Source organism: Curtobacterium sp. GD1 (assembly GCF_020882855.1).
Lineage (GTDB): Bacteria > Actinomycetota > Actinomycetes > Actinomycetales > Microbacteriaceae > Curtobacterium.
Window position 1 is genome coordinate 1 of sequence record NZ_JAFEVQ010000023.1, and the last position, 18,888, is coordinate 18,888.

Sequence of the window (18,888 nt, forward strand, 5' to 3'; positions counted from 1 at the left end):
GGCGCAGTCCGACTCGGAACGACATGGTCGACGTCGTACGACACCGGCGATGTCGTTCCAGCGCGCGCGCAACGGTTGCGTCCGCTCGGTTGCGACATGGTCGACGTCGTACGACACCGATGATGTCGCCCGTTGCGCACGCATCGGGCGTGCTTCACCCTCCACAAGCCAGGAGGTGCGGCTCGCCCTCCACAGTTCGACGCACCGCCGACACGCTCCGCGTCCACCGCCGGGAGGCTGTGCCCATGCCGTTCCGTCATCCAGTCCCCGCCGTCGCCGTCGGCGCGGTCGTGGTGCTCGTCGTGTGGCTGCCGTCCGCGGGCACCCGGCGGGCGGCCGGCGCACCGCTGGTCGAGCCCGGCCGACTCGTTGCCGGACTCGTCGCCGGCCAGATCGCGGTGGATTGGACTGTCCTGCCGCCGCTCGAGGATTCCCGCGCCGACCTCGGCCGCGCGTCGGCGGAGGCACCGTGGGTGTGGCCGACCGGCAGCCGGGTGGTCGGCCGGCCGTGGGAGGCCCCGGCGGACGACTACGCAGCGGGCCACCGCGGGATCGACGTCGGGGCACCGCTCGGGACCGTGGTGGTGGCCGTCGACGACGGGACGGTGACGTTCGCCGGGCAGGTCGCCGGACGCGGGGTCGTGACGATCGACCACGGCGGCGGGGTCCGGAGCACGGTGGACTCCGTCGCACCCAGGGTCGCGACGGGCGACACCGTGGCGCAGGGTGACGCGGTGGGCACGGTGTCGGTCGGCCACTGTCCGGCAGCGGACCCGTGCCTGCACCTCGGCGCACGGCTCGACGACCGGTACGTCGATCCGACGCCGTACCTGCCCGCGGCGGCGTGGCCGGTGCTGCTGCCCGAGTCCGCCTGGACGGGGTGAGTCCGGTCAGGCGCGGGGGTGTGCCGTGCGGTAGACCTCGCGCAGCCGTGCGGAAGAGACGTGCGTGTAGATCTGGGTCGTCCCGAGGCTGGCGTGCCCGAGCAGCTCCTGCACGGCACGGAGGTCCGCTCCCCCGTCGAGCAGGTGCGTCGCCGCCGTGTGCCGGAAGGTGTGCGGACCGCTCGGGCCCTCGCCCGGCAGGTCCTGCAGGAGCCGAGCGACGATCCGGTACGCGCCACGGACGCCGAGCCGACCACCGCGGTCACCGAGGAACAGCGCGTCCGCCGCCGGCGCGGCGTTCCGGGCACCGCCGCCCGCCGCGTGGCCGTCGCCCGCCGCGCGGCCAGCGCCCGCCTCGCCAGCGCTCGCCGCGCGGCCATCGCCCGGCGCGTGGCCGTCGCCCGCCTGCGCGCTGGCGAGCAACGCCGGGCGACCACGGTCGAGCCATGCCTCGAGCGCATCGCGTGCGGGCACCCCGAACGGCACGACGCGCTCCTTCCCGCCCTTGCCGAGCACCCGGACGGTCAGCCGGCCACGGTCGAGGTCCCGCACGTCGATGCCGACGAGTTCGCTCACCCGGATCCCCGCCGCGTACAGGAGTTCCACGACCGCGAGGTCGCGCAGCGCGCCGGGATCATCGGTCGCAGCCCGAGCGGCCAATCCGTCGAGCATCGTCCGGACCTGGTCGGACGACACCACGCGCGGGAGGTGCGACGCCCCCTTCGGCGCCCGGAGCCGCACGCCCGGGTCGGACGCGATCCACCCGGACTCGCTCGCCCACCGGGTGAACGCCCGGACCGACGACGACCGGCGAGCGATGGTGGACCGAGCAAGGCCCCGGTGGTCCGCATCCCACAGCCAGTCGCGCAGCAGCTCGAGGCCGAGGTCCGACAGCCGATCGACTCCGCGGGCGGTGGCGAACGCGACGAGCTGCTCGAGGTCGTTGGCGTAGGCGCGGACGGTCTGCTCGCTGAGTCCGCGGCCGTGGCGGGCGTGCGCGAGGAACGCGTCCACCGCCACTGCGAGCCGTTCCCCGGTGCGTTCCGTCACCCGCCCAGCGTAGGTCCGACGTCCGTCATCGACGGCACCATCCCTCGGCCAGTGCCACCACCAGCCCCTCGAGCTGCGCCAGGGCGAGGGCGTCCGCCGTGTCGTCGACGGAGAGCCCGCTCCGACGGGCGATCTCCTCCACCGGGAGCGGCCGCCGGTCGAGTGCGTCGAGCGCCCGCGTGACGTGCGGATCCGACCGGGTCCCGAGGACGAGCACCTCCGCCACCGGCGGCGCGTCGTGGACGACGACCGCGGACACCGCTGCGACCGGGTCGCGGGGCTGGACGACGATCTGCGCGGTGCCGTCGGCGATCAACCGGTGGCACCCGACCGAGGCGGCCGACGCGAAGGGTCCGGGCACGGCGAACACCGGACGACCGAGGTGCAACGCGTGGTGGGCGGTGTTGAGCGCCCCCGACCGAGCAGCGGCCTCGACGACCACCGTCGCCCCGGACAGCGCGGCGATCAGCCGGTTGCGGTGCAGGAAACGCCACCGCGTCGGCCGGGTCCCCGGTGGCGACTCGGACAGCACCCGGCCCCGTCCGAGCACCTTGCGCAGCAGGTCGTGGTTGCCCGCCGGGTAGAACTGGTCGACCCCGCCGGCGAGCACCGCCGTCGTGGGGGTCCCGGCGGCGACGGCGACCCGATGGGCCACGGCGTCGATGCCGTACGCGCCGCCGGAGACGATCTCGACGCCGTCGTCCGCCGCGACGGAGGCGATCTCCGCCGTGGCCTCGGCTCCGGCGACGGTGTTCGCCCGGCACCCGACGATCGCGAGCGCGCCGCGGCAGCCGGCTGCACCGACCGGGTCGTCCAGGTCCGAACGACTCCACAGCACGAACGGCGTGTGCGGCCCGAGGTCCTCCAACCCGCTCGGCCACTCGGGCGTGCCCGGGACGAGGAGGCGCGCGCCGACCGCCGTGGCGGACGCCATGGCCGCGACGGCGCGGTCGCCCGCTCCCCCGAGTCGCGGTCGCCACCGGTCGAACGCCGACTCGAGTGCCGCGCGGACCCGGTCGGGTCCGTCGGCGAACGACGCGTCCGTACCGACCTGCTCGAGGAGTTCGCTGGCACCGCCCACGGCCGCACGACGGACCAGCGCGAGGGACTCGTCCGGTCCGAGCGCCGCGACGAGTTCTCCCGCGACGGCGTCGCCCGGTTCGGCGAGCACGCTCCAGACGACCCGGGCGAGGGTGTCGTCGCCGGACGGCGCGGTCACAGCGCGCTCCGCAGTGTCAGCGCGCGCCGGACCTCGGCGGAGCCCGGACGCTCGACGTCGTCGAGGTCGGCCATCGTCCACGCCAACCGCATGACCCGGTCCCACCCCCGCATCGTCAGCGTGCCGAAGTCGAGTGCCCGGTCGAGGGGTGCCGTCGCGCCCGGCTCCGCGCGGCCCTCAGACCGGAGCCACGGCCCGGTGACCTCGGCGTTGCAGACCCAGCCGGTGCCGTGCAGCCGATCGGCCATCCGACGTCGGGCTGCGGCCACACGCGCTGCCGCCTCGGCCGTGGTGGGCGCGGTGCCCTCCGCCGAGCGGATCGTGCCCGTCGTCACCCGGGGCACCGCCACGCGGATGTCGATCCGGTCGAGGAGCGGGCCGGAGAGGCGTCCGAGGTACTTCCGCACCGTGCTCGGGCTGCACGAGCACAGCGGGCCGCCCCGGGTCCCCGCGTTGCCGCACGGGCAGGGGTTCGCCGCGAGCACGACCTGACACCGTGCGGGGAACTCGGCACTGCCGACGCTGCGGTGGATCGTGATCCGACCGGACTCGAGCGGCTGGCGGAGTGCGTCGAGGACCGCTCGGGGGAACTCGGTCGCCTCGTCGAGGAAGAGCACCCCGCGCGTGGCCCGCGACACGGCACCGGGGCGCAGGAGCCCCGAGCCCCCGCCGATCAGGGCCATCGCCGACGACGAGTGGTGCGGCGCTTCCCACGGCGGTCGCACGCTCCACGACTGGTTGCCGAGGCCACTGACGGAGCGGACGGCCGCGACCTCGAGCGCTGCCTCGGGGTCGAGGTCCGGCAGGAGGCCCGGCAGCCGCTCGGCGAGCATCGTCTTGCCGGCACCGGGCGGGCCGAGCAGGAACACGTGGTGCCCTCCGGCCGCGGCCGCGATGACCGCCCGGACGCCCACGGCGTTGCCGATCACGTCAGCCAGGTCGTGCACGTCCGGACGGACCTCTGCCACGGCGGGCTGCAGGACGGGGTCGGTCTCGACCGGCGGCAGGAGCGCACCGGCGGTGATCGCGCTCGCCCGGAGCGACGGTGTGCCGATCACCTCGACGCCCGGCACGATCCGGGCTTCCTCGACGTTGCCGAACGGCACGACGACCGTGTGGATGCCGGCGTCCCGCGCGGCGATCACCATCGGGATGACCCCGGGCACGGGCCGGACCCGCCCGTCGAGTCCGAGCTCGCCGATGTACGCGACGTCGCGGGAGACCTGCGGCGCGATGCTCTCGGCCCCGAGGACCGCCATGGCGATGGCGAGGTCGAACCCGGAACCACGCTTCGGGATCGACGCAGGGGTGAGGTTCACGGTGATCCGCCGTGCCGGGAGCGGACAACCGGCGACGGCGCTGGCCGACCGGACCCGCTCACGCGCTTCGCCCAGGGCCGCGTCCGGAAGACCGATGATGCTGAAGCCGGGCAGCTGGCTGGTGAGGTGCGCCTCGACCTCGATCACGCGCCCCTGGACCCCGACGAGCGCGATCGCCGACGCGCGCCCGATGTCCGTCGTCACAGCACACCCGCCACGTGCTCGACCCCGACGCGGTCACCGTCGACGTGCACGGCGACGGCATCGATGCGGATCATCCGCGCCGAGACCTCGGGATGGTCCGCGAACCATGCCGGCACGAGGCGGCGCAGTCGTGTGACCTTCGAGGCCGTGATCGCCTCGAACGGATGGCCGGTCGCGTTCCCCGACCGGGTCTTCACCTCGATGAAGCACAGCGTGCAGGACTGCCACGCGACGATGTCGATCTCCCCGCGGGCGCATCGCCAATTGCGTTCGACGACGCGGAACCCGTGGCGTTCGAGCCATTCCGCAGCCTGTTCTTCGCCGAATCGTCCGAGACTGCTGTTCCGCAGCGGTGTTCGTTCCATGTCGTTGCCTCCGCCACGACGATCCCGGGAATCGAAGCGCCATCACGTCGCACCTCGACGATTTGTGGACGGGAACCGGCGGACGACGACTTGTGGAGGACAAGGAAGGACCCCGGTCGGCCGAAGCCGTCCGGGGTCCTGCAGCAGGGGCACTCAGTGTGCGGCTGCGTACGCTTCCTGCACCTGGGTGGAGATACGCCCGCGGGTCGAGACCTTGTACCCGTTCTCCTTCGCCCATTCACGGATCTTGGCGAGCTCTTCCGAGTTGCCGCGCTTCGGCGCCGCCTTCGGAGCAGTCCCACCGGAACGGCGGCCGGAGACCTTGCGCGCAGCGGCGACGTAGTCGGAGATCGCCTCACGGAACTTGTCGACGTTGTCGTCGGTCAGGTCGATCTCGTACGACGATCCGTCGAAGGCGAATTCGACGGTCCGACCCGAGCCGGCGGTGATGGGCGTGTCGTCGAGATCGTCGACGAGTTGAACGGTGACCTTCTGTGCCATGACGTGCTCCTTGTGCAGGGGACGGGAAATCCCCTTCACATTAGCGGGCGGAATGCATTCCGGCACAATTGTCTCGGCGATTCTCAGATTCACCGAAAAGAAGTGAAGATCACTCGTCGAGCGCGAGTTCTTTCGGCAGCTCGAGTTCGCGGGAAGTGAGTTCCTCGACGTTCACGTCCTTGAACGTCAGCACCCGGACGGACTTCACGAATCGGTCGGAACGGTAGACGTCCCACACCCAGACGTCGTTCATCGTCAATTCGAAGTAGAAATCGTGTTCGGTGTCACGGCGGGCGAGTTCCACCTCGTTGGCCAGGTAGAAACGTCGCTCGGTCTCGACCACGTACCGGAACTGCGACACGACGTCGCGGTACTCGCGGTACAGGGCCAGTTCGACCTCGCGGTCGTAGTCGTCGAATTCGTCGTCATCCATCGCGCCCACAGTCTACGGCGACGGGAGCACCGACGACACACCGCGACCGACCCCACACCACAACGCGCGACCGCCCCGCAGCTCGACGCGCGACCGCCCCGCAGCCCGACGCGCGACCGAACGCGCTCAGCCCGCCAGCGCGTCCAACTCGGCGAACCCGTCCAGCGCCACGCTCGACGCCTGGTGCAACCAGCTCTTCCGGTGCAGCGCGTGCGCCCCCACCGACCGGATCGCGTCGTAGTGCGCCGTCGACCCGTACCCCTTGTTCGACGCCCACGCGTAGTGCGGCGCCTCGTCGTGCGCAGCCGCCATCAGCGCGTCACGAGCGACCTTCGCCACGACCGAGGCCGCAGCGACCGAAGCGCAGTCCCGGTCGGCCTTGACCCGCACGACGACCTCGAGCGGGTCGGACGGCAGCCGGAGCGTCACGGGGACGGCACGGGTGAGCCAGTCGAACGAGCCGTCGAGCACGACCACGGCGCCATCCAGCGAGAGGCCGTCCGCCACGAGGGCCCCGATCGCCGAGGCCCCGGCCTGGCCCAACGCCGGCACGATGCCCTGCTCGTCGACCACCGAGGCGGACGCCATCCCCACCGCGGTCCGGGTCCACCGGCGGACGACGGGGTCGAGGGCCTCGCGACGAGCGGCGGTGAGCAGCTTCGAGTCGGCGAGCCCCTGCGGCACCCGGCCGATGTCGAGCGTCACGGCAGCGACCCCGACGGCGACTGGTCCGGCGATCGCGCCGCGGCCCACCTCGTCCATCCCGATGACGGTCACCCGGCCGTCGGCCAGGAGCTTCTTCTCGAGCCGGAGCGACGGCCGGACGGCGGTCACTTCTCCCGCTCCTCCACGCCCGCGAACACCTCGGGGTGCTCGTCCAGCCAGGTCCACCGGCTCGACGGCCACGAGATGACGAAGGCACGGCCGGTCACGTCGGACAGCGGCACGAACCCCTTCGACGGGGTGTCGCCGTTGTACCGCGAGTCCTTCGAGTCGTAGCGGTTGTCGCCCATCACCCAGATGGTGCCCTTCGGCACGGTCACCGAGAAGTCGGTCCCCGAGGCGCGGGTCTCCCCCGTGGGCAGCTTGAGGTACGGCTCCTTGATCGGCACGCCGTTCACGGACATCTGCCCGAGGTCGTTGCAGCAGGACACCTTGTCGCCGGGCAGGCCGATGACGCGCTTGATGAGGTGGTCGTCGCTGTCGCCGGTGCCGAGGCCGACCTGGGTGAGGAGCCAGTCGATGGCCTTCGCCGGCTGGGTCGTCGGCGTCACGCTCGGCACCTCGGACCCGGTGAGCCACCCGCCCGGGTCCTTGAAGACGACGACGTCGCCGCGCTTGAGGGACACCACGTCGGGCACGAGCTCGTTGACGATCACCCGGTCGTTGATCTGCAGCGTGTTCTCCATCGACGCCGACGGGATGTAGAACGACCGGATCAGGAAGGTCTTGACGAGGAACGAGACGAGCAACGCCGCGATGAAGATGATGACGAGGTCGCGGAGGAAGGTGAGGACACCGTTCCGCTTCTTCTCGACACGGGGCCGGCGCCCGGTTTCGTCAGTCGTGTCCGTCATTTCCGCTCTCGTTCAACCACAGGATCCCGTCGCGGACCGCAGGAGTCCACGAAAAAGGGAAAGCCCCCCGTCGATGCACAACCGTACATGGACGAGGGGCCGACAGCGGCGTCCGGCTCGCGGACGCTCACTGTGAAGGCGATCAGGAGTCGCGCTTCTCCTTGATCTTGCGACGGGCAGCCTTGCCGCGGAGTTCGCGGAGGTAGTAGAGCTTCGCACGACGGACGTCACCCTTGGTGACGATCTCGATGTGGTCGATGATCGGCGAGTGCACCGGGAACCAGCGCTCGACGCCGACCTGGAAGCTCACCTTGCGGACCTTGAAGGTCTCGCCGAGGCCGTGACCCTGGCGTCCGATGACGACGCCCTGGAACACCTGGACACGCGAGCGCGTGCCTTCGATGATGTTGACGTGCACCTTGATGGTGTCGCCGGGGCGGAAGTCCGGGACGTCGGTGCGCAGCGACGCTGCGTCTACGTGGTCGAGGAGCTGGCTCATGATTGGGTCACTCTCTGCGGACGCACACGGGTCGCCGCGGATCGAATTCGGTAAGTGAAGGTGTGTGCCCGGTGTCGGCGACTCCCCCGTGGCAGAGTCCAGCCAGGGCACGGCTACCCATCTTGCCACAGCAACCCACGTCCGCAAAACGCGCGAGGATGGTCCCATGATCGAACTCCGCACCCCCGCCGAGCTGGACGGCCTGCGCGCCGCCGGTCGGTTCGTGGCCGACGTCCTCGACGAACTGCTCGACACCGTCGACGTCGGCGTGAACCTGCTCGACCTCGACCGGGTGGCCGCACGGATGATCGCCGACCGCGGCGCGGTGAGCTGCTACGTCGACTACCACCCCTCGTTCGGCAAGTCGCCGTTCGGCAAGAACCTCTGCACCTCGGTCAACGACGCGGCGCTGCACGGCCTGCCGTACGACCGTGTGCTCGTCGACGGCGACCTCGTGAGCCTCGACTTCGCCGCGAGCGTCGACGGCTGGGTCGCGGACTCCGCCGTCACGGTGCAGGTCGGCACCCCGCGCGAGGACGACCAGCGCCTGATCGACACCGTCGAGCGCGCGCTCACCGCGGGCATCGCCCAGTTCCGCACGGGCAACAAGCTCGGCGACGTCTCGTACGCGATCGGTCGCGTCGCGAAGGACGCCGGCTACGACGTGAACCTGCAGTTCGGCGGGCACGGCGTCGGCCGGACGATGCACGGCGACCCGCACGTCCCGAACGACGGCCGGCCCGGGCGCGGTCTGAAGCTCCAGAAGGGGCTGGTCGTGGCGATCGAGCCGTGGCTCATGCAGGGCACCGCCGACCTGTTCCAGGACGACGACGGCTGGACGCTCAAGAGCGTCGACGGCTCGCGCGCCGCGCACGTCGAGCACACCGTCGCCGTGACCGACGCCGGTCCCGAGGTCCTCACCCTGCGTCGCGCCCAGCGCGCCGACGCGACCGCCTGAGGGTCCGCAACCGGCGGCGCACCGAGCCCAGGTGGTCACGTCAGGGCCGGGAGGCGCGGTGCGGGCCGCTCCCGCGCCTCCCGTCTCGCAGTGCGCGGCCGGCGCCGAAGCCGCGAAAGCGACAGGTCACAGCCGTGCGGCGTGGTCCGTGCCGCGAGAGCGACAGACGCCCGCCAGCAGGTGGCGCACTGCTGTCGCTTTCGCGGAGCGCGCGTCCGACCGCCCGCGCGCAGCCGCCCGCGCGCAGCCGCGCAGAGCGCCAGCCGCGCGCAGCGCCAGCCGCGCGCTACGCGTCCGGCAGCAGATCCGGCCGGACGCGCCGCGTCCGCTCCACCTGCTGCTCGTGCCGCCACGCACCGACGCGGGCGTGGTGCCCACTGAGCAGCACGTCCGGCACGTCGAAGCCACGCCAGGACGCGGGCTTCGTGTACGACGGGTACTCGAGCAGCCCGTCTTCGTGGGACTCCTCGACGAGGGACTCGGGGTTGCCGACGACTCCGGGCACGAGTCGCCCGACGGCCTCGATCATCGCCATCGCAGCGACCTCGCCGCCGTTCAGCACGTAGTCGCCCAGCGAGAGCTCGACGACCGTGGCGTGCGCCGCAGCCCACTCGAAGACACGGGCGTCGATCCCCTCGTACCGCCCGCAGGCGAACACGAGGTGGTCCGACGTCGACGCGAGCGAGCGCGCGATCGACTGCGTGAACGGCGTGCCGGCGGGCGTCGGGACCACCAGGGTCGACGAGCCGTCGGGCCGGAACAGCGACTCGAGCGCCAGCGCCCACGGTTCGGGCTTCATGACCATGCCCGCTCCCCCGCCGTACGGGGTGTCGTCGACGGTGCGGTGCCGGTCGGTCGTCCACGAGCGGAGGTCGTGCACGTGCAGGTCGAGCAGGCCGCCGGAGCGGGCCTTGCCGAGCAGCGAGACGTCCAGCACGGAGAAGAACTCCGGGAAGATCGTGACGATGTCGATGCGCACGCGCGCTAGTCCGTCACGGTCTCGGGTCGGGACGTGTCCTCGGGGTCCTCGAACAGGCCCGTCGGCGGCGTCACGGTGACGGTGCCGGCGGCGATGTCCACCGCGGGCACGATCGCCGAGACGAACGGCACGAGGACCTCGCCCCGCGACGGGGTGTCGATGGCGAGGAGGTCCTGCGCCGGCAGGTGGTCGACCCGCGCGACGGTACCGACCTCGACGCCGTCGCGGAGGACCGTCAGCCCGACGAGCTGGTGGTCGTACCAGGCGTCGTCCTCACCGGTCTCGGCGTCGGCGTCCTGCTCGACCCAGAGGATCGCCCGCGCGAGCGTCTCGGCTGCGGTGCGGTCCCCGATGCCCTCGAAGAAGGCGACCGGGTGGCCGTTGTACCAGCGGAGCTCGTCGAGCGCGATGGTCTTGCCGGCCCAGGGCGAGTCGTCCGGGACCTGGAGCGTGAACACGGCTCCGGGCGTGAACCGACGATCCGGGTCGTCGGTGTAGAGCTCGAGCTTGATGCCGCCCTTGAGCCCGTGCGCCTTCGTGATGCGACCCACCCGGAGCTGGGTCGTCTCCCTAGGAATCGGTGTCGACCACGTCGACACGCACCCGCTTGCCGTCGGCGAGAGCCGAGACGAGGGTGCGCAGCGCCTTTGCGGTCCGTCCGGCGCGACCGATCACGCGGCCGAGGTCCTCGGGGTGCACACGCACCTCGAGGACCTCGCCCCGCGCGGAGGTGGAACTGGCGACGCGCACGTCGTCAGGGTGATCGACGATCCCCTTGACGAGGTGCGTCAGCGCGGATTCGAGCAAGGAATTACGCCTCGGTCGTCTCTGCGGTCTCGTCGGCCGACTCGGCCGGAGCGGCGGCGGGGGCCGTCTTCTCCGACTTCGGCTTGAGGACGGCCTTCTTGGAGGAGTCCACGACGAACGCCTGCTTGGGCTCGGCGACCTTGACCTTGGACTCGGTGTCCTTCTCGCCCTTGAACTTGGCCCAGTCGCCGGTCAGCTTGAGGAGGGCCGCGACCTGCTCGGTCGGCTGCGCGCCGACGCCGAGCCAGTAGAGCGCACGCTCGGACTCGATCTTGATGACCGAGGGCTCCTCGGTCGGGTGGTACTGACCGATCTCCTCGATGACGCGACCGTCGCGCTTGGTGCGCGAGTCGGCGACGACGATGCGGTAGTACGGCGCCCGGATCTTACCGAGACGCTTGAGACGGATCTTGACAGCCACAAATGCTCCTGTTGCGTGTTGTTGTGGTTGAACCGGACCGCGGGCGTGGGGGCACACACGGTGGAAGCTCGATGAGACCGTGATCCGCTGGATAGAGGGTCGAGCGGACACGATTCGACCGTTCATTCTTGCAGGTTTCCGAGCGAGAAGCGAGTCGGGACGCGCCGTCAGGGTGCGAGTCGTCGAACCGCTTCGAGCGCTTCGGACGTGGCACGCACCGCGTCGACGCTCCGGGCGTCGCGTGCGCCGCCCACGACGGCGTACGGTACCCCGGCTGCCAGGAGGCTCGGCTCGAGTCCGTCGGACGGCCCTGCGCCCGCCTCGGCATCCGTTCCGAGCGCCCGCTCCTGCCCGGCGCAGACCACCACGGTGTCCGCGGGGACGCCGCGCTCCTCGCCGTGCTCGTCGCGGATCCAGAGCACCCCGGGCTCGATGCGGAGGTACTCCTGCACGCCGCCGACCAGGTGCACGCCGGCGTCCCGGAGCCGGCCGATCGCCACCCAGCGGGAGGTGATGCCGATGCCCTGCCCGAACTTGCCCGAGCGACGGAGGACGGTGACGTCGCCGCCGGGTCGGAGCGTGCGGGTCGCCACGGGGAGCCGCTGCGGCACGTCCCCCACGACGGTGTCGGCGACGTCGAGGTCCCAGCGGACGCCGAACTCGGTGGCACGCCGGGCCTCGTCGGGCGACTCGACGAGGAACGCCGCCGTGTCGACGCCGATCCCACCGCCGCCGATGATCGCGACGGTCCCGGCGGGGACGCCCTCGCGGAGCGCCAGCTCGTAGGACCGGACGTGCGGCAGGTCGGCACCGGGGACGTCGATCGTCCGGGGCACGACACCGGGGGCGAGCACCACGGCCTCGCTCGCGGTGAGGTCCGCGGCCGTGGCGGCCCGACCGAGGTGGATCGTCGCGCCGCGGTCCTCGAGCTCGGCGCGGGCGGCGCGGACCGTCGCCGCGTAGTCCTCCTTGCCGGGCACCAGCGCGGCGAGGTCGAACTGTCCGCCCAGCCGGTCGGACGCCTCCCAGAGGGTCACGGTGTGGCCGCGACGCGCGGCGTCGACCGCGGCGGCGAGCCCGGCCGGGCCACCACCGACGACGTCGACGCGCTTCGGGTCGGTCGTCGGACGGGCGGGGAACGCGACCTCGCGGGCCGCGCGCGGGTTGACCAGGCACGACACGGGCTGGCCGACGATCGAGCGGTCGAGGCAGGCCTGGTTGCAGCCGATGCAGGTGTTGACGAGGTCGAAGGCGCCGGCGAGCGACCGGTTCACGATCGCGGGGTCGGCGAGGAACGGGCGCGCGAGGGCGACCGCGTCCAGGAGCCCGTCGGCCAGCACGGCCTCACCGTCGCGCAGGTCCGTCATCCGGTTCGACGCGATGACCTTCACGTCCGGGTACGCCGAAGCGCGGACGACGCCGGCGATGCGGGCGGCGTACGCGAGCCACGCGCCGTGCGGCACCGCGGCCTGCACGGTCGGCGTGCGGGACTCGTGCCAGCCGATGCCGACCGAGATCCCGTCGAGGCCGAGGGGCAGCAGCTCGTGCACGAGCGCGTCGACGTCGTCGTCGGTCGACGAGCCGGGCATCAGGTCGGCGCCGGAGAGCCGGATCGTCACGGCGAGGTCCGGTACCGCCCTGCGGACGGCGTCGACGACCGCCACCGTGAACCGACGACGCCGGACCGCGTCCCCGCCCCACTCGTCGTCGCGCAGGTTCGTCAGCGGCGACTGGAACTGGTTGATGAGGTAGCCCTCGGACGCCATGATCTCGACGCCGTCGAAGCCGATGTCCCGCGCGGACCGGGCGGCGTCCGCGAAGTCCTCGATGGTCCGCTCGATCTCGGCGGCGGTCAGCTCGACCGGCACCACGCCACGGGCAGCCGCCCACGGCAACGCGGACGGGGCCACCACGCGCTGGGGTTCCCCGTGCCGGTCGACCATGCCGGACGCGAGCGCGTACCGCCCGGCGTGGAAGAGCTGCGCGAGGATCACCGAACCGGCGTCGTGCACGGCGTCGACCGCGGTACGGAAGCGCTCGTCCGCTCCCCCGACGCCGAACACGGCGAAGTCCGGGCCACCACGGGCCTCGTCGCTCACCGCGATGCCGCCGGTGATGATGCACGCGGCACCGCCCGCGGCGCGCTCACGGTAGAACGCCGCCATGCCGGCCCCGCCGTCGTCGTGCACCTCGAGCCCGGTGTGCATCGACCCCATGACCACCCGGTTCGGCAGGGTCAGGGGGCCGAGCGTCCACGGCGAGGAGACGACGGCGAGGTCGGGCATGGCGACGGTGCTCATGCGCCTACTCTGCCGTGTCGGCAGCCGAGTCGGCAGCAGCGTCGGCCGGCGGCAGGACCGCGTCGCGCAGCGGGGACGTCGTGTCCGCCCAGAACGGCGGGGCGATCACGGTCAGGCCGCCGTCGACCGACAGCACCTGGCCCGTGATGTAGCCGGCCTTGTCGGAGAGCAGGAAGTCCACCGCGTCGGCCATGTCGTCGGCGGTGCCGGGACGCTGCAGCGGGAGCTTCTCGAACACGGTGTCGATCGGCGCCTGACCGGGCACCTTCGTGTAGAAGTACTCGAGCGAGTCGGTGTCGATGAGCCCGCCGTTGACCGCGTTCACGGTGATCTGACGGGGCCCGAACTCGACCGCCATGTACTTCATGTACGACTCGCTCATGGCCTTCGCGGCACCGAGCGCGGCGTACGTCGGGAACGCGCGGAGCGACCCGTACGAGGTGACCACCACGATGCGGCCGCCCCTGTCCATGAGCTGCGCGGCACGCTGCGCACCGAGGACGAACGAGCGGGCGTTCGTGGCGTAGCTGCGGTCGAGGTGGTGCAGCTTGAGGTCCGCGACGGGCTTGAAGGCGCTCGCGGCGGCGTTCGCGACGAAGTAGTCCAGACGTCCGTACGTGTCGCGGACGAGGTCGAACAGCGCGTCGATCGACTCGGGCTGCTCGATGTCGACCTGCGCCGTGATCCCGTCGCCGCCCGCGGCCTTGACGTCGGCGAGCGACTCCTCGGCCAGGTCGGCGTTGCCCTTGTAGGTCACGACGACGGTGACGCCGCGCTGGCCGAGCTTCTGCGCGAGCAGGCGGCCGATGCCGCGGGAGGCACCCGTGATGAGGGCGATGGGAGCAGTGGTTGCAGCCAATGTGTTCCTTGCGTTGTCAGGGCCTGGAGGCGCGGTGCGGGCCCGCACCGCGCCTCCAGGCCATGGAGTGGTTGCGGGTCAGAACCCGGCCTGGCCGGTCACGACGGCGCGGCCGACGACCAGCTTCTGGATCTCGTTGGTGCCCTCTTCGAAGCGCTGCGCGCGCGCGTCGCGGTAGACGCGCTCGATGGCGTTGCGCTTCCAGTAGCCCTGGCCGCCGTGCACCTGCAGTGCCTTGTCGGTGACGCGGGCGAGCATGTCGACGGCGACCATCTTCGAGGCGCTGGACAGCGTGCCGGCGTCCGGACGGCCCTCCTCGTAGGCGCGGGCCGCCTCGAGGACGAGGGCGCGCGCGGCGGCGATGTCGGCGTAGTTCTCCGCGACGTAGAACTGGATCGCCTGCCGGCTGGAGAGCTTCTTGCCGAACGTCTCGCGCTTGTTCGCGTACTCGACGGCGAGCTCGTTCGCACGCTCGGCGAGGCCGACGGCGCTCATCGCGACGGACACGCGACTCGGCAGCAGGAAGCCGCCGAGTGCGACCTCGAGGCCCTGGCCCTCCTCGCCCAGACGGGCGGACGCCGGGATCGGGGTCTCGGTGAAGCGGAGGATCGCGTGGTCGGTGCCACGGATGCCCATGGTGTCGGAGTCGTCGATCACCTCGGCGCCGGGCAGGCCGGAGTTCGGCATGAGGAACGCGACGGTGCCGTCCTGGCCCGTGGTGCCCTCGAGGCGCGCGGCGATGAGCCAGTAGTCGGCCTTCACGCCGAACGTGATGAGGTGCTTCTCGCCGTTCATCACGTAGGTGTCGCCCTCGCGGCGGACGGTCGTGCGGATGTCGGCACCCGTGCCCGCGGTCGCCTCGGTCAGCGTGAACGCGACGAGCTTGTCACCGGCGACGCTCGGCTTCACGACCTCGTCGAGCTGCTCCGACGTCGCGTACGGCTGCATGGCGCGCCAGGTGCCGTTGATGACGTGCACGAGCATGCGGATCGACGCGTGCGAGCGCGACACGATCTCCATGATCTCGAGGTAGCGCGAGAACGGGATGCCCCGTCCGCCGAGCTCGGCCGGGGCGGCGAGCGACAGCCACCCCTTGTCCTTGAGCTCCTGGAACAGCTCGGGCGCGACCTGGCCGGTGCGCTCGATCTCCTCCGCCCACTCCTCGCCGCGACCGCGGACCCACTCGGTCACCTCGGCCTTGAGCTCCTGGAAGGCGGCCTCGGTCTGCGGCTCCATGACCATCGTCATCTGTCAGTTCTCCTTCGTCGCGACGAGCGCGGCTGCCTGCTCGCGCAGGACGTTCTTCTGGACCTTGCCGACCGCGTTGCGCGGCAGCTCGGCGATGTACTCGAGACGCTCAGGCCAGTAGTACTTGCTCACGCCGGCCTTGTCGAGCGCGCGCTGCATCGCGGCGAAGTCGAGCTGCTCCGCACCGGCCGCCGGCACGACGAACGCGCAGGCGCGCTCCCCGAGGCGGGCGTCCGGCATCGCGACGATCGCCACGTCGGTGACGAGCGGGTGCTGGTAGAGCAGGTTCTCGATCTCGACGACCGGGATCTTCTCACCACCGCGGTTGATGACGTCCTTGACGCGGCCCGTGATGGACAGGAAGCCCTTGGCATCGACCTTCGCGAGGTCACCGGTCTTGTACCAGCCGTCCTCGGTGAAGACGTCGTCGGTGAGGTCCTGCCGGTCGAGGTACCCGTCGAACATCGTCGGCGAGTGCAGCTCGAAGTTGCCCTCGGTGTCCGCCGGCAGCTCGTGCCCCTCGTCGTCGACGATGCGGATCCGGATGCCGGGCAGCGCGCGACCGTCGTGACCGTAGGCGTCCGCCGGGTCGTCGGTCGGGCTGGAGAGCGCCCCGAGGCAGGTCTCGCTCGTACCGAACGCGCCGAGGATCGCGGTGCCGAGGACCGTCGCGGCACGCTGGGCCAGTGCACGGGGCACCGCGGCGCCCGTCGGCACGAAGATCCGGAGGGACTCGGGCTGTCCGGCCCCGGCCTCGACGAGGTCGACGAGGTCGGTCAGGAACGGCGTCGCGCACTGCACGAACGTGGCCTTCGCGGCACCGAACGCCTGCTCGAGCGCGACGGTGCCGTCCCACACGGGCTGGATGACCTGCGGTGCGCCGAGCCGGAAGGCCAGGAGCATGCCGTACAGGAACCCGGTCTGGTGGGCGAGCGGCGACGGGATGTAGATCCGGTCCTCGCTCGTCAGGCCGGACTGCGCGACGTGCATCGCGGTCGCCAGGCCGAGCGTCCGGTGCGGGTGCTGCACGCCCTTCGGCTCGCCGGTGGTGCCGGAGGTGAAGAGCAGCTGGCAGACGTCGTCCGGGCCGGGCGCGTGGGACAGGATCTGGTCGACGTCCACCTGGACCGAGTCGAGCGCGGTGTCGAAGTAGCGCCAGTTCCACTCGCTCGCGGCGACGCGGTCGGCGGCGTCGGCGGGCAGCGGCGGCTGGTTCGTCGGGCTGTCCGCCTGCCCGCGTGCCTCGGAGCGGAGCACGACCACGTGCTCGACCGACAGGCGGCGCTTCTGGGCCTTCGCCTCGTCGATGACCTCGAGCAGTTCGAGCGCCGGGCGACGCTTCCGGAAGACGTTCGGCAGGAAGACCACGCGGGCGCGGGACCGGGCCAGCGTCATCGTGGTCTCGCGGGGACCGAACACGGGCATGATCGGCGTCGCGACGGCACCGATCTGGATCGCACCGAGGGTGATCGCGACGAACTCGCGCCAGTTCGGCAGCTGCATCGCCACGGACTCGCCCGTGCGGACACCGAGCTCGAGGAGCAGGGCGGAGACCTTGTCGGCCTCGTCCTGCAGCTCGCGCCACGTCGTGTTCACCGGCTCGGGGCCGCCGACCTCGATCACGGCGAGGCCGTCCGGGTCCTGCTGGGAGAGTGCGCGGACCTTCTCGCTGAGGACGAGCGGGTCGGCGTCGACGCCGGCGAGCTCGGGCAGCGCGCTCGTCACCGTCTCCTGCTCATCCCCCAGGTCCGTGCTCTCCGCAGCGGCCTCGGCGGCGTCGATCCGGTCGTCGCGGGCGATCTGCGCCTCGGCGCCGTCGCCGACCTCCATGTCGAGGCCGACCGAGTTCATCGCCTCGAGGAACGTCGGGTAGGAGATCCGGTAGGCACGCGGGTAGGTGAGGGCGGAGACGCCGTCGGCCTTCGACGCGGCGACGGCCAGCGACATCAGCACGCGGTGGTCGTTGAACGAGGACATCGGCGACCCGTGCAGGTCACCCGGACGGACACCGGTGACGCGCAGCTCGTCGGCGCCCTGCTCGGCGCGGCCGCCCAGTCGGTTGAGCTGGAGCATCGCCGCGACGCGGTCGGACTCCTTCAAGCGGATGTGCGCGACGTTCCAGAGCCGGGTCGTGCCCTCGGCGAAGGTCGCCATCGTGGACAGGATCGGCAGCAGGTCCGGGATCGGCTGGCAGTCGATGTCGAGGGGGCGCAGCGGGGAGCCGTCGTGCTCGATGCGCACGAAGCCGGTCTCCTCGTCGATCCGCATCGGGACCCCCATCGCCGTGGCGAGGTCGAGGAACTCGCTCTCCGGGTGGTCGGTCTCGGCGGTGGTGAACGCCGTCATGCCGCGGAGCAGCACGTTCGACTCGCGGATGCCGGCTGCGGCGATGCCGAACGCGGCCGAGCCGATGTCCGGCGGGATCACGTAGTCGTGCGGGGTGGCCTGCTGGTTCGCCGGGATCCGGTACTCGAGCCAGTCGTCGGACACCTCGACCGTGAGGCCGAACTGGCGCATCATGCGCACGGTCAGCTCGACGTACGGCTGCTCGTTGAGCCGTCCGCCGGTGATGTGGATCCGGGTCTCCTCCTCCGCGAAGGGCGCGACGAGGAGCAGGCCGGAGATCCACTGCGACAGGGTGCCGGCGATCTGGACGTCGCCGCCGCGCGGACGCTTCGGCTGCACGGTGACCGGCGGGCAGTCGTTCGTGGCCTCGAGCTCGATGCCCATCTGGGTGAGCGAGGTGAGCAGGGCCTTGATCGGGCGGCGCTGGAAGTACTTCATGCCCGAGAGGGTCATCGGCTTGTCCGCCAGCGACGCGAGCCCCGTCATGAAGTAGAGCGTGGTGCCCGAGGAGCCCATGTTGAGGAGCCCGTCGGCGCCCCGGGAGCCGTGGTCGACGACGTCGGTGGCCTCGTACCGACCGCCGAGGCCGGTGACGTGGTACTCGTTCCCGCGACGCTTGACGTCGACGCCGAGGGCACGGAGCGTGCCCACGGTCCACTCGACCTGCCGGGTCGCACTGATGCCGGAGACGATGCTCGTCCCCTTCGCCAGCGACGCGAGCACCAGCGCGCGGTGCGCGTGGTACTTCGAGACCGGGATGTCGAGTTCTCCGACGAGCGGTGCGTTCGTCCCGCGCACGACCAGCTGCATGCCTACCTCTTCCCTGTTGAGCGTTACTACGGTACGCCCGGTGTGGATCGTCTGTGAATCGGATCCGCACGACCGGGAGTGCGGTTCCTTGTGCGTGTCCGACAAGGAG

At 71.6% G+C, this 18,888-nt stretch carries 19 protein-coding genes; 2 read left to right on the forward strand and 17 right to left on the reverse strand.

Annotated features, from left to right (window positions below; all coding sequences use genetic code 11):
* Positions 1 to 245 precede the first annotated feature (245 nt).
* Positions 246 to 884, forward strand: a complete 639-nt coding sequence (locus JSX79_RS13085) for a M23 family metallopeptidase (RefSeq protein ID WP_229086614.1) — start codon at positions 246 to 248, stop codon at positions 882 to 884.
* Positions 885 to 890: 6 nt separating this feature from the next.
* Here the strand turns inward: JSX79_RS13085 and JSX79_RS13090 are convergent, their stop codons facing one another.
* The 9 genes from JSX79_RS13090 to rplS all read right to left on the reverse strand — a co-directional run bounded on the left by JSX79_RS13090 (position 891) and on the right by rplS (position 8,051).
* The gene (locus tag JSX79_RS13090) at positions 891 to 1,934 is read right to left on the reverse strand and encodes a tyrosine recombinase XerC (RefSeq protein WP_229086615.1); all 1,044 of its coding nucleotides are present in this window, start codon (positions 1,932 to 1,934) and stop codon (positions 891 to 893) included.
* A 25-nt stretch (positions 1,935 to 1,959) separates the two neighbouring features.
* The gene (dprA, locus tag JSX79_RS13095) at positions 1,960 to 3,153 is read right to left on the reverse strand and encodes a DNA-processing protein DprA (protein WP_229086616.1); all 1,194 of its coding nucleotides are present in this window, start codon (positions 3,151 to 3,153) and stop codon (positions 1,960 to 1,962) included.
* Entirely contained in the window at positions 3,150 to 4,676 is a 1,527-nt protein-coding gene (locus JSX79_RS13100) for a YifB family Mg chelatase-like AAA ATPase (protein ID WP_229086617.1), read from the reverse strand. The genes dprA and JSX79_RS13100 overlap by 4 nt, the downstream gene beginning before the upstream one ends.
* On the reverse strand, positions 4,673 to 5,041 hold the full coding sequence (locus tag JSX79_RS13105) for a YraN family protein (protein WP_070416397.1): 369 nt from the start codon (positions 5,039 to 5,041) through the stop codon (positions 4,673 to 4,675). Before JSX79_RS13105 ends, JSX79_RS13100 begins: the two co-directional genes overlap by 4 nt.
* A gap of 153 nt (positions 5,042 to 5,194) precedes the next feature.
* Entirely contained in the window at positions 5,195 to 5,635 is a 441-nt protein-coding gene (locus JSX79_RS13110; RefSeq protein WP_308061382.1) for an Lsr2 family protein, read from the reverse strand.
* 16 nt (positions 5,636 to 5,651) lie between these two features.
* On the reverse strand, positions 5,652 to 5,975 hold the full coding sequence (locus tag JSX79_RS13115) for a DUF2469 family protein (protein ID WP_070419101.1): 324 nt from the start codon (positions 5,973 to 5,975) through the stop codon (positions 5,652 to 5,654).
* A gap of 126 nt (positions 5,976 to 6,101) precedes the next feature.
* On the reverse strand, positions 6,102 to 6,809 hold the full coding sequence (locus JSX79_RS13120) for a ribonuclease HII (RefSeq protein ID WP_229086618.1): 708 nt from the start codon (positions 6,807 to 6,809) through the stop codon (positions 6,102 to 6,104).
* Positions 6,806 to 7,552: a signal peptidase I gene (gene lepB, locus JSX79_RS13125; RefSeq protein WP_229086619.1), complete on the reverse strand. Its 747-nt coding sequence runs from the start codon at positions 7,550 to 7,552 to the stop codon at positions 6,806 to 6,808. Before lepB ends, JSX79_RS13120 begins: the two co-directional genes overlap by 4 nt.
* Positions 7,553 to 7,694: 142 nt before the next feature.
* Positions 7,695 to 8,051: a 50S ribosomal protein L19 gene (gene rplS, locus JSX79_RS13130; RefSeq protein ID WP_022905818.1), complete on the reverse strand. Its 357-nt coding sequence runs from the start codon at positions 8,049 to 8,051 to the stop codon at positions 7,695 to 7,697.
* 166 nt (positions 8,052 to 8,217) lie between these two features.
* Between rplS and map the strand changes: the two genes are divergently transcribed.
* Positions 8,218 to 9,009, forward strand: coding sequence for a type I methionyl aminopeptidase (gene map, locus JSX79_RS13135; RefSeq protein WP_070416401.1), 792 nt, complete (start codon positions 8,218 to 8,220; stop codon positions 9,007 to 9,009).
* Between the two features lie 286 nt (positions 9,010 to 9,295).
* Here the strand turns inward: map and trmD are convergent, their stop codons facing one another.
* From trmD to aroA, 8 genes are all read right to left on the reverse strand, one after another.
* On the reverse strand, positions 9,296 to 9,988 hold the full coding sequence (trmD, locus tag JSX79_RS13140; protein WP_070416402.1) for a tRNA (guanosine(37)-N1)-methyltransferase TrmD: 693 nt from the start codon (positions 9,986 to 9,988) through the stop codon (positions 9,296 to 9,298).
* A 5-nt stretch (positions 9,989 to 9,993) separates the two neighbouring features.
* Positions 9,994 to 10,539 carry a ribosome maturation factor RimM gene (gene rimM / locus JSX79_RS13145; protein ID WP_022905821.1) on the reverse strand — a complete coding sequence of 182 codons (546 nt, stop codon included), beginning with the start codon at positions 10,537 to 10,539 and terminating at the stop codon, positions 9,994 to 9,996.
* 19 nt (positions 10,540 to 10,558) lie between these two features.
* On the reverse strand, positions 10,559 to 10,795 hold the full coding sequence (locus JSX79_RS13150) for an RNA-binding protein (RefSeq protein WP_022902329.1): 237 nt from the start codon (positions 10,793 to 10,795) through the stop codon (positions 10,559 to 10,561).
* Positions 10,796 to 10,799: 4 nt separating this feature from the next.
* Positions 10,800 to 11,216, reverse strand: coding sequence for a 30S ribosomal protein S16 (rpsP, locus tag JSX79_RS13155; RefSeq protein ID WP_070416404.1), 417 nt, complete (start codon positions 11,214 to 11,216; stop codon positions 10,800 to 10,802).
* Between the two features lie 167 nt (positions 11,217 to 11,383).
* The gene (locus JSX79_RS13160; RefSeq protein ID WP_229086620.1) at positions 11,384 to 13,516 is read right to left on the reverse strand and encodes an FAD-dependent oxidoreductase; all 2,133 of its coding nucleotides are present in this window, start codon (positions 13,514 to 13,516) and stop codon (positions 11,384 to 11,386) included.
* A gap of 4 nt (positions 13,517 to 13,520) precedes the next feature.
* Positions 13,521 to 14,375, reverse strand: coding sequence for an SDR family oxidoreductase (locus tag JSX79_RS13165; RefSeq protein WP_071296154.1), 855 nt, complete (start codon positions 14,373 to 14,375; stop codon positions 13,521 to 13,523).
* 78 nt (positions 14,376 to 14,453) lie between these two features.
* Positions 14,454 to 15,623 carry an acyl-CoA dehydrogenase family protein gene (locus JSX79_RS13170; RefSeq protein ID WP_229086621.1) on the reverse strand — a complete coding sequence of 390 codons (1,170 nt, stop codon included), beginning with the start codon at positions 15,621 to 15,623 and terminating at the stop codon, positions 14,454 to 14,456.
* Positions 15,624 to 15,626: 3 nt separating this feature from the next.
* Positions 15,627 to 18,779: a 3-phosphoshikimate 1-carboxyvinyltransferase gene (aroA, locus tag JSX79_RS13175; RefSeq protein ID WP_229086622.1), complete on the reverse strand. Its 3,153-nt coding sequence runs from the start codon at positions 18,777 to 18,779 to the stop codon at positions 15,627 to 15,629.
* Positions 18,780 to 18,888: the final 109 nt, after the last annotated feature.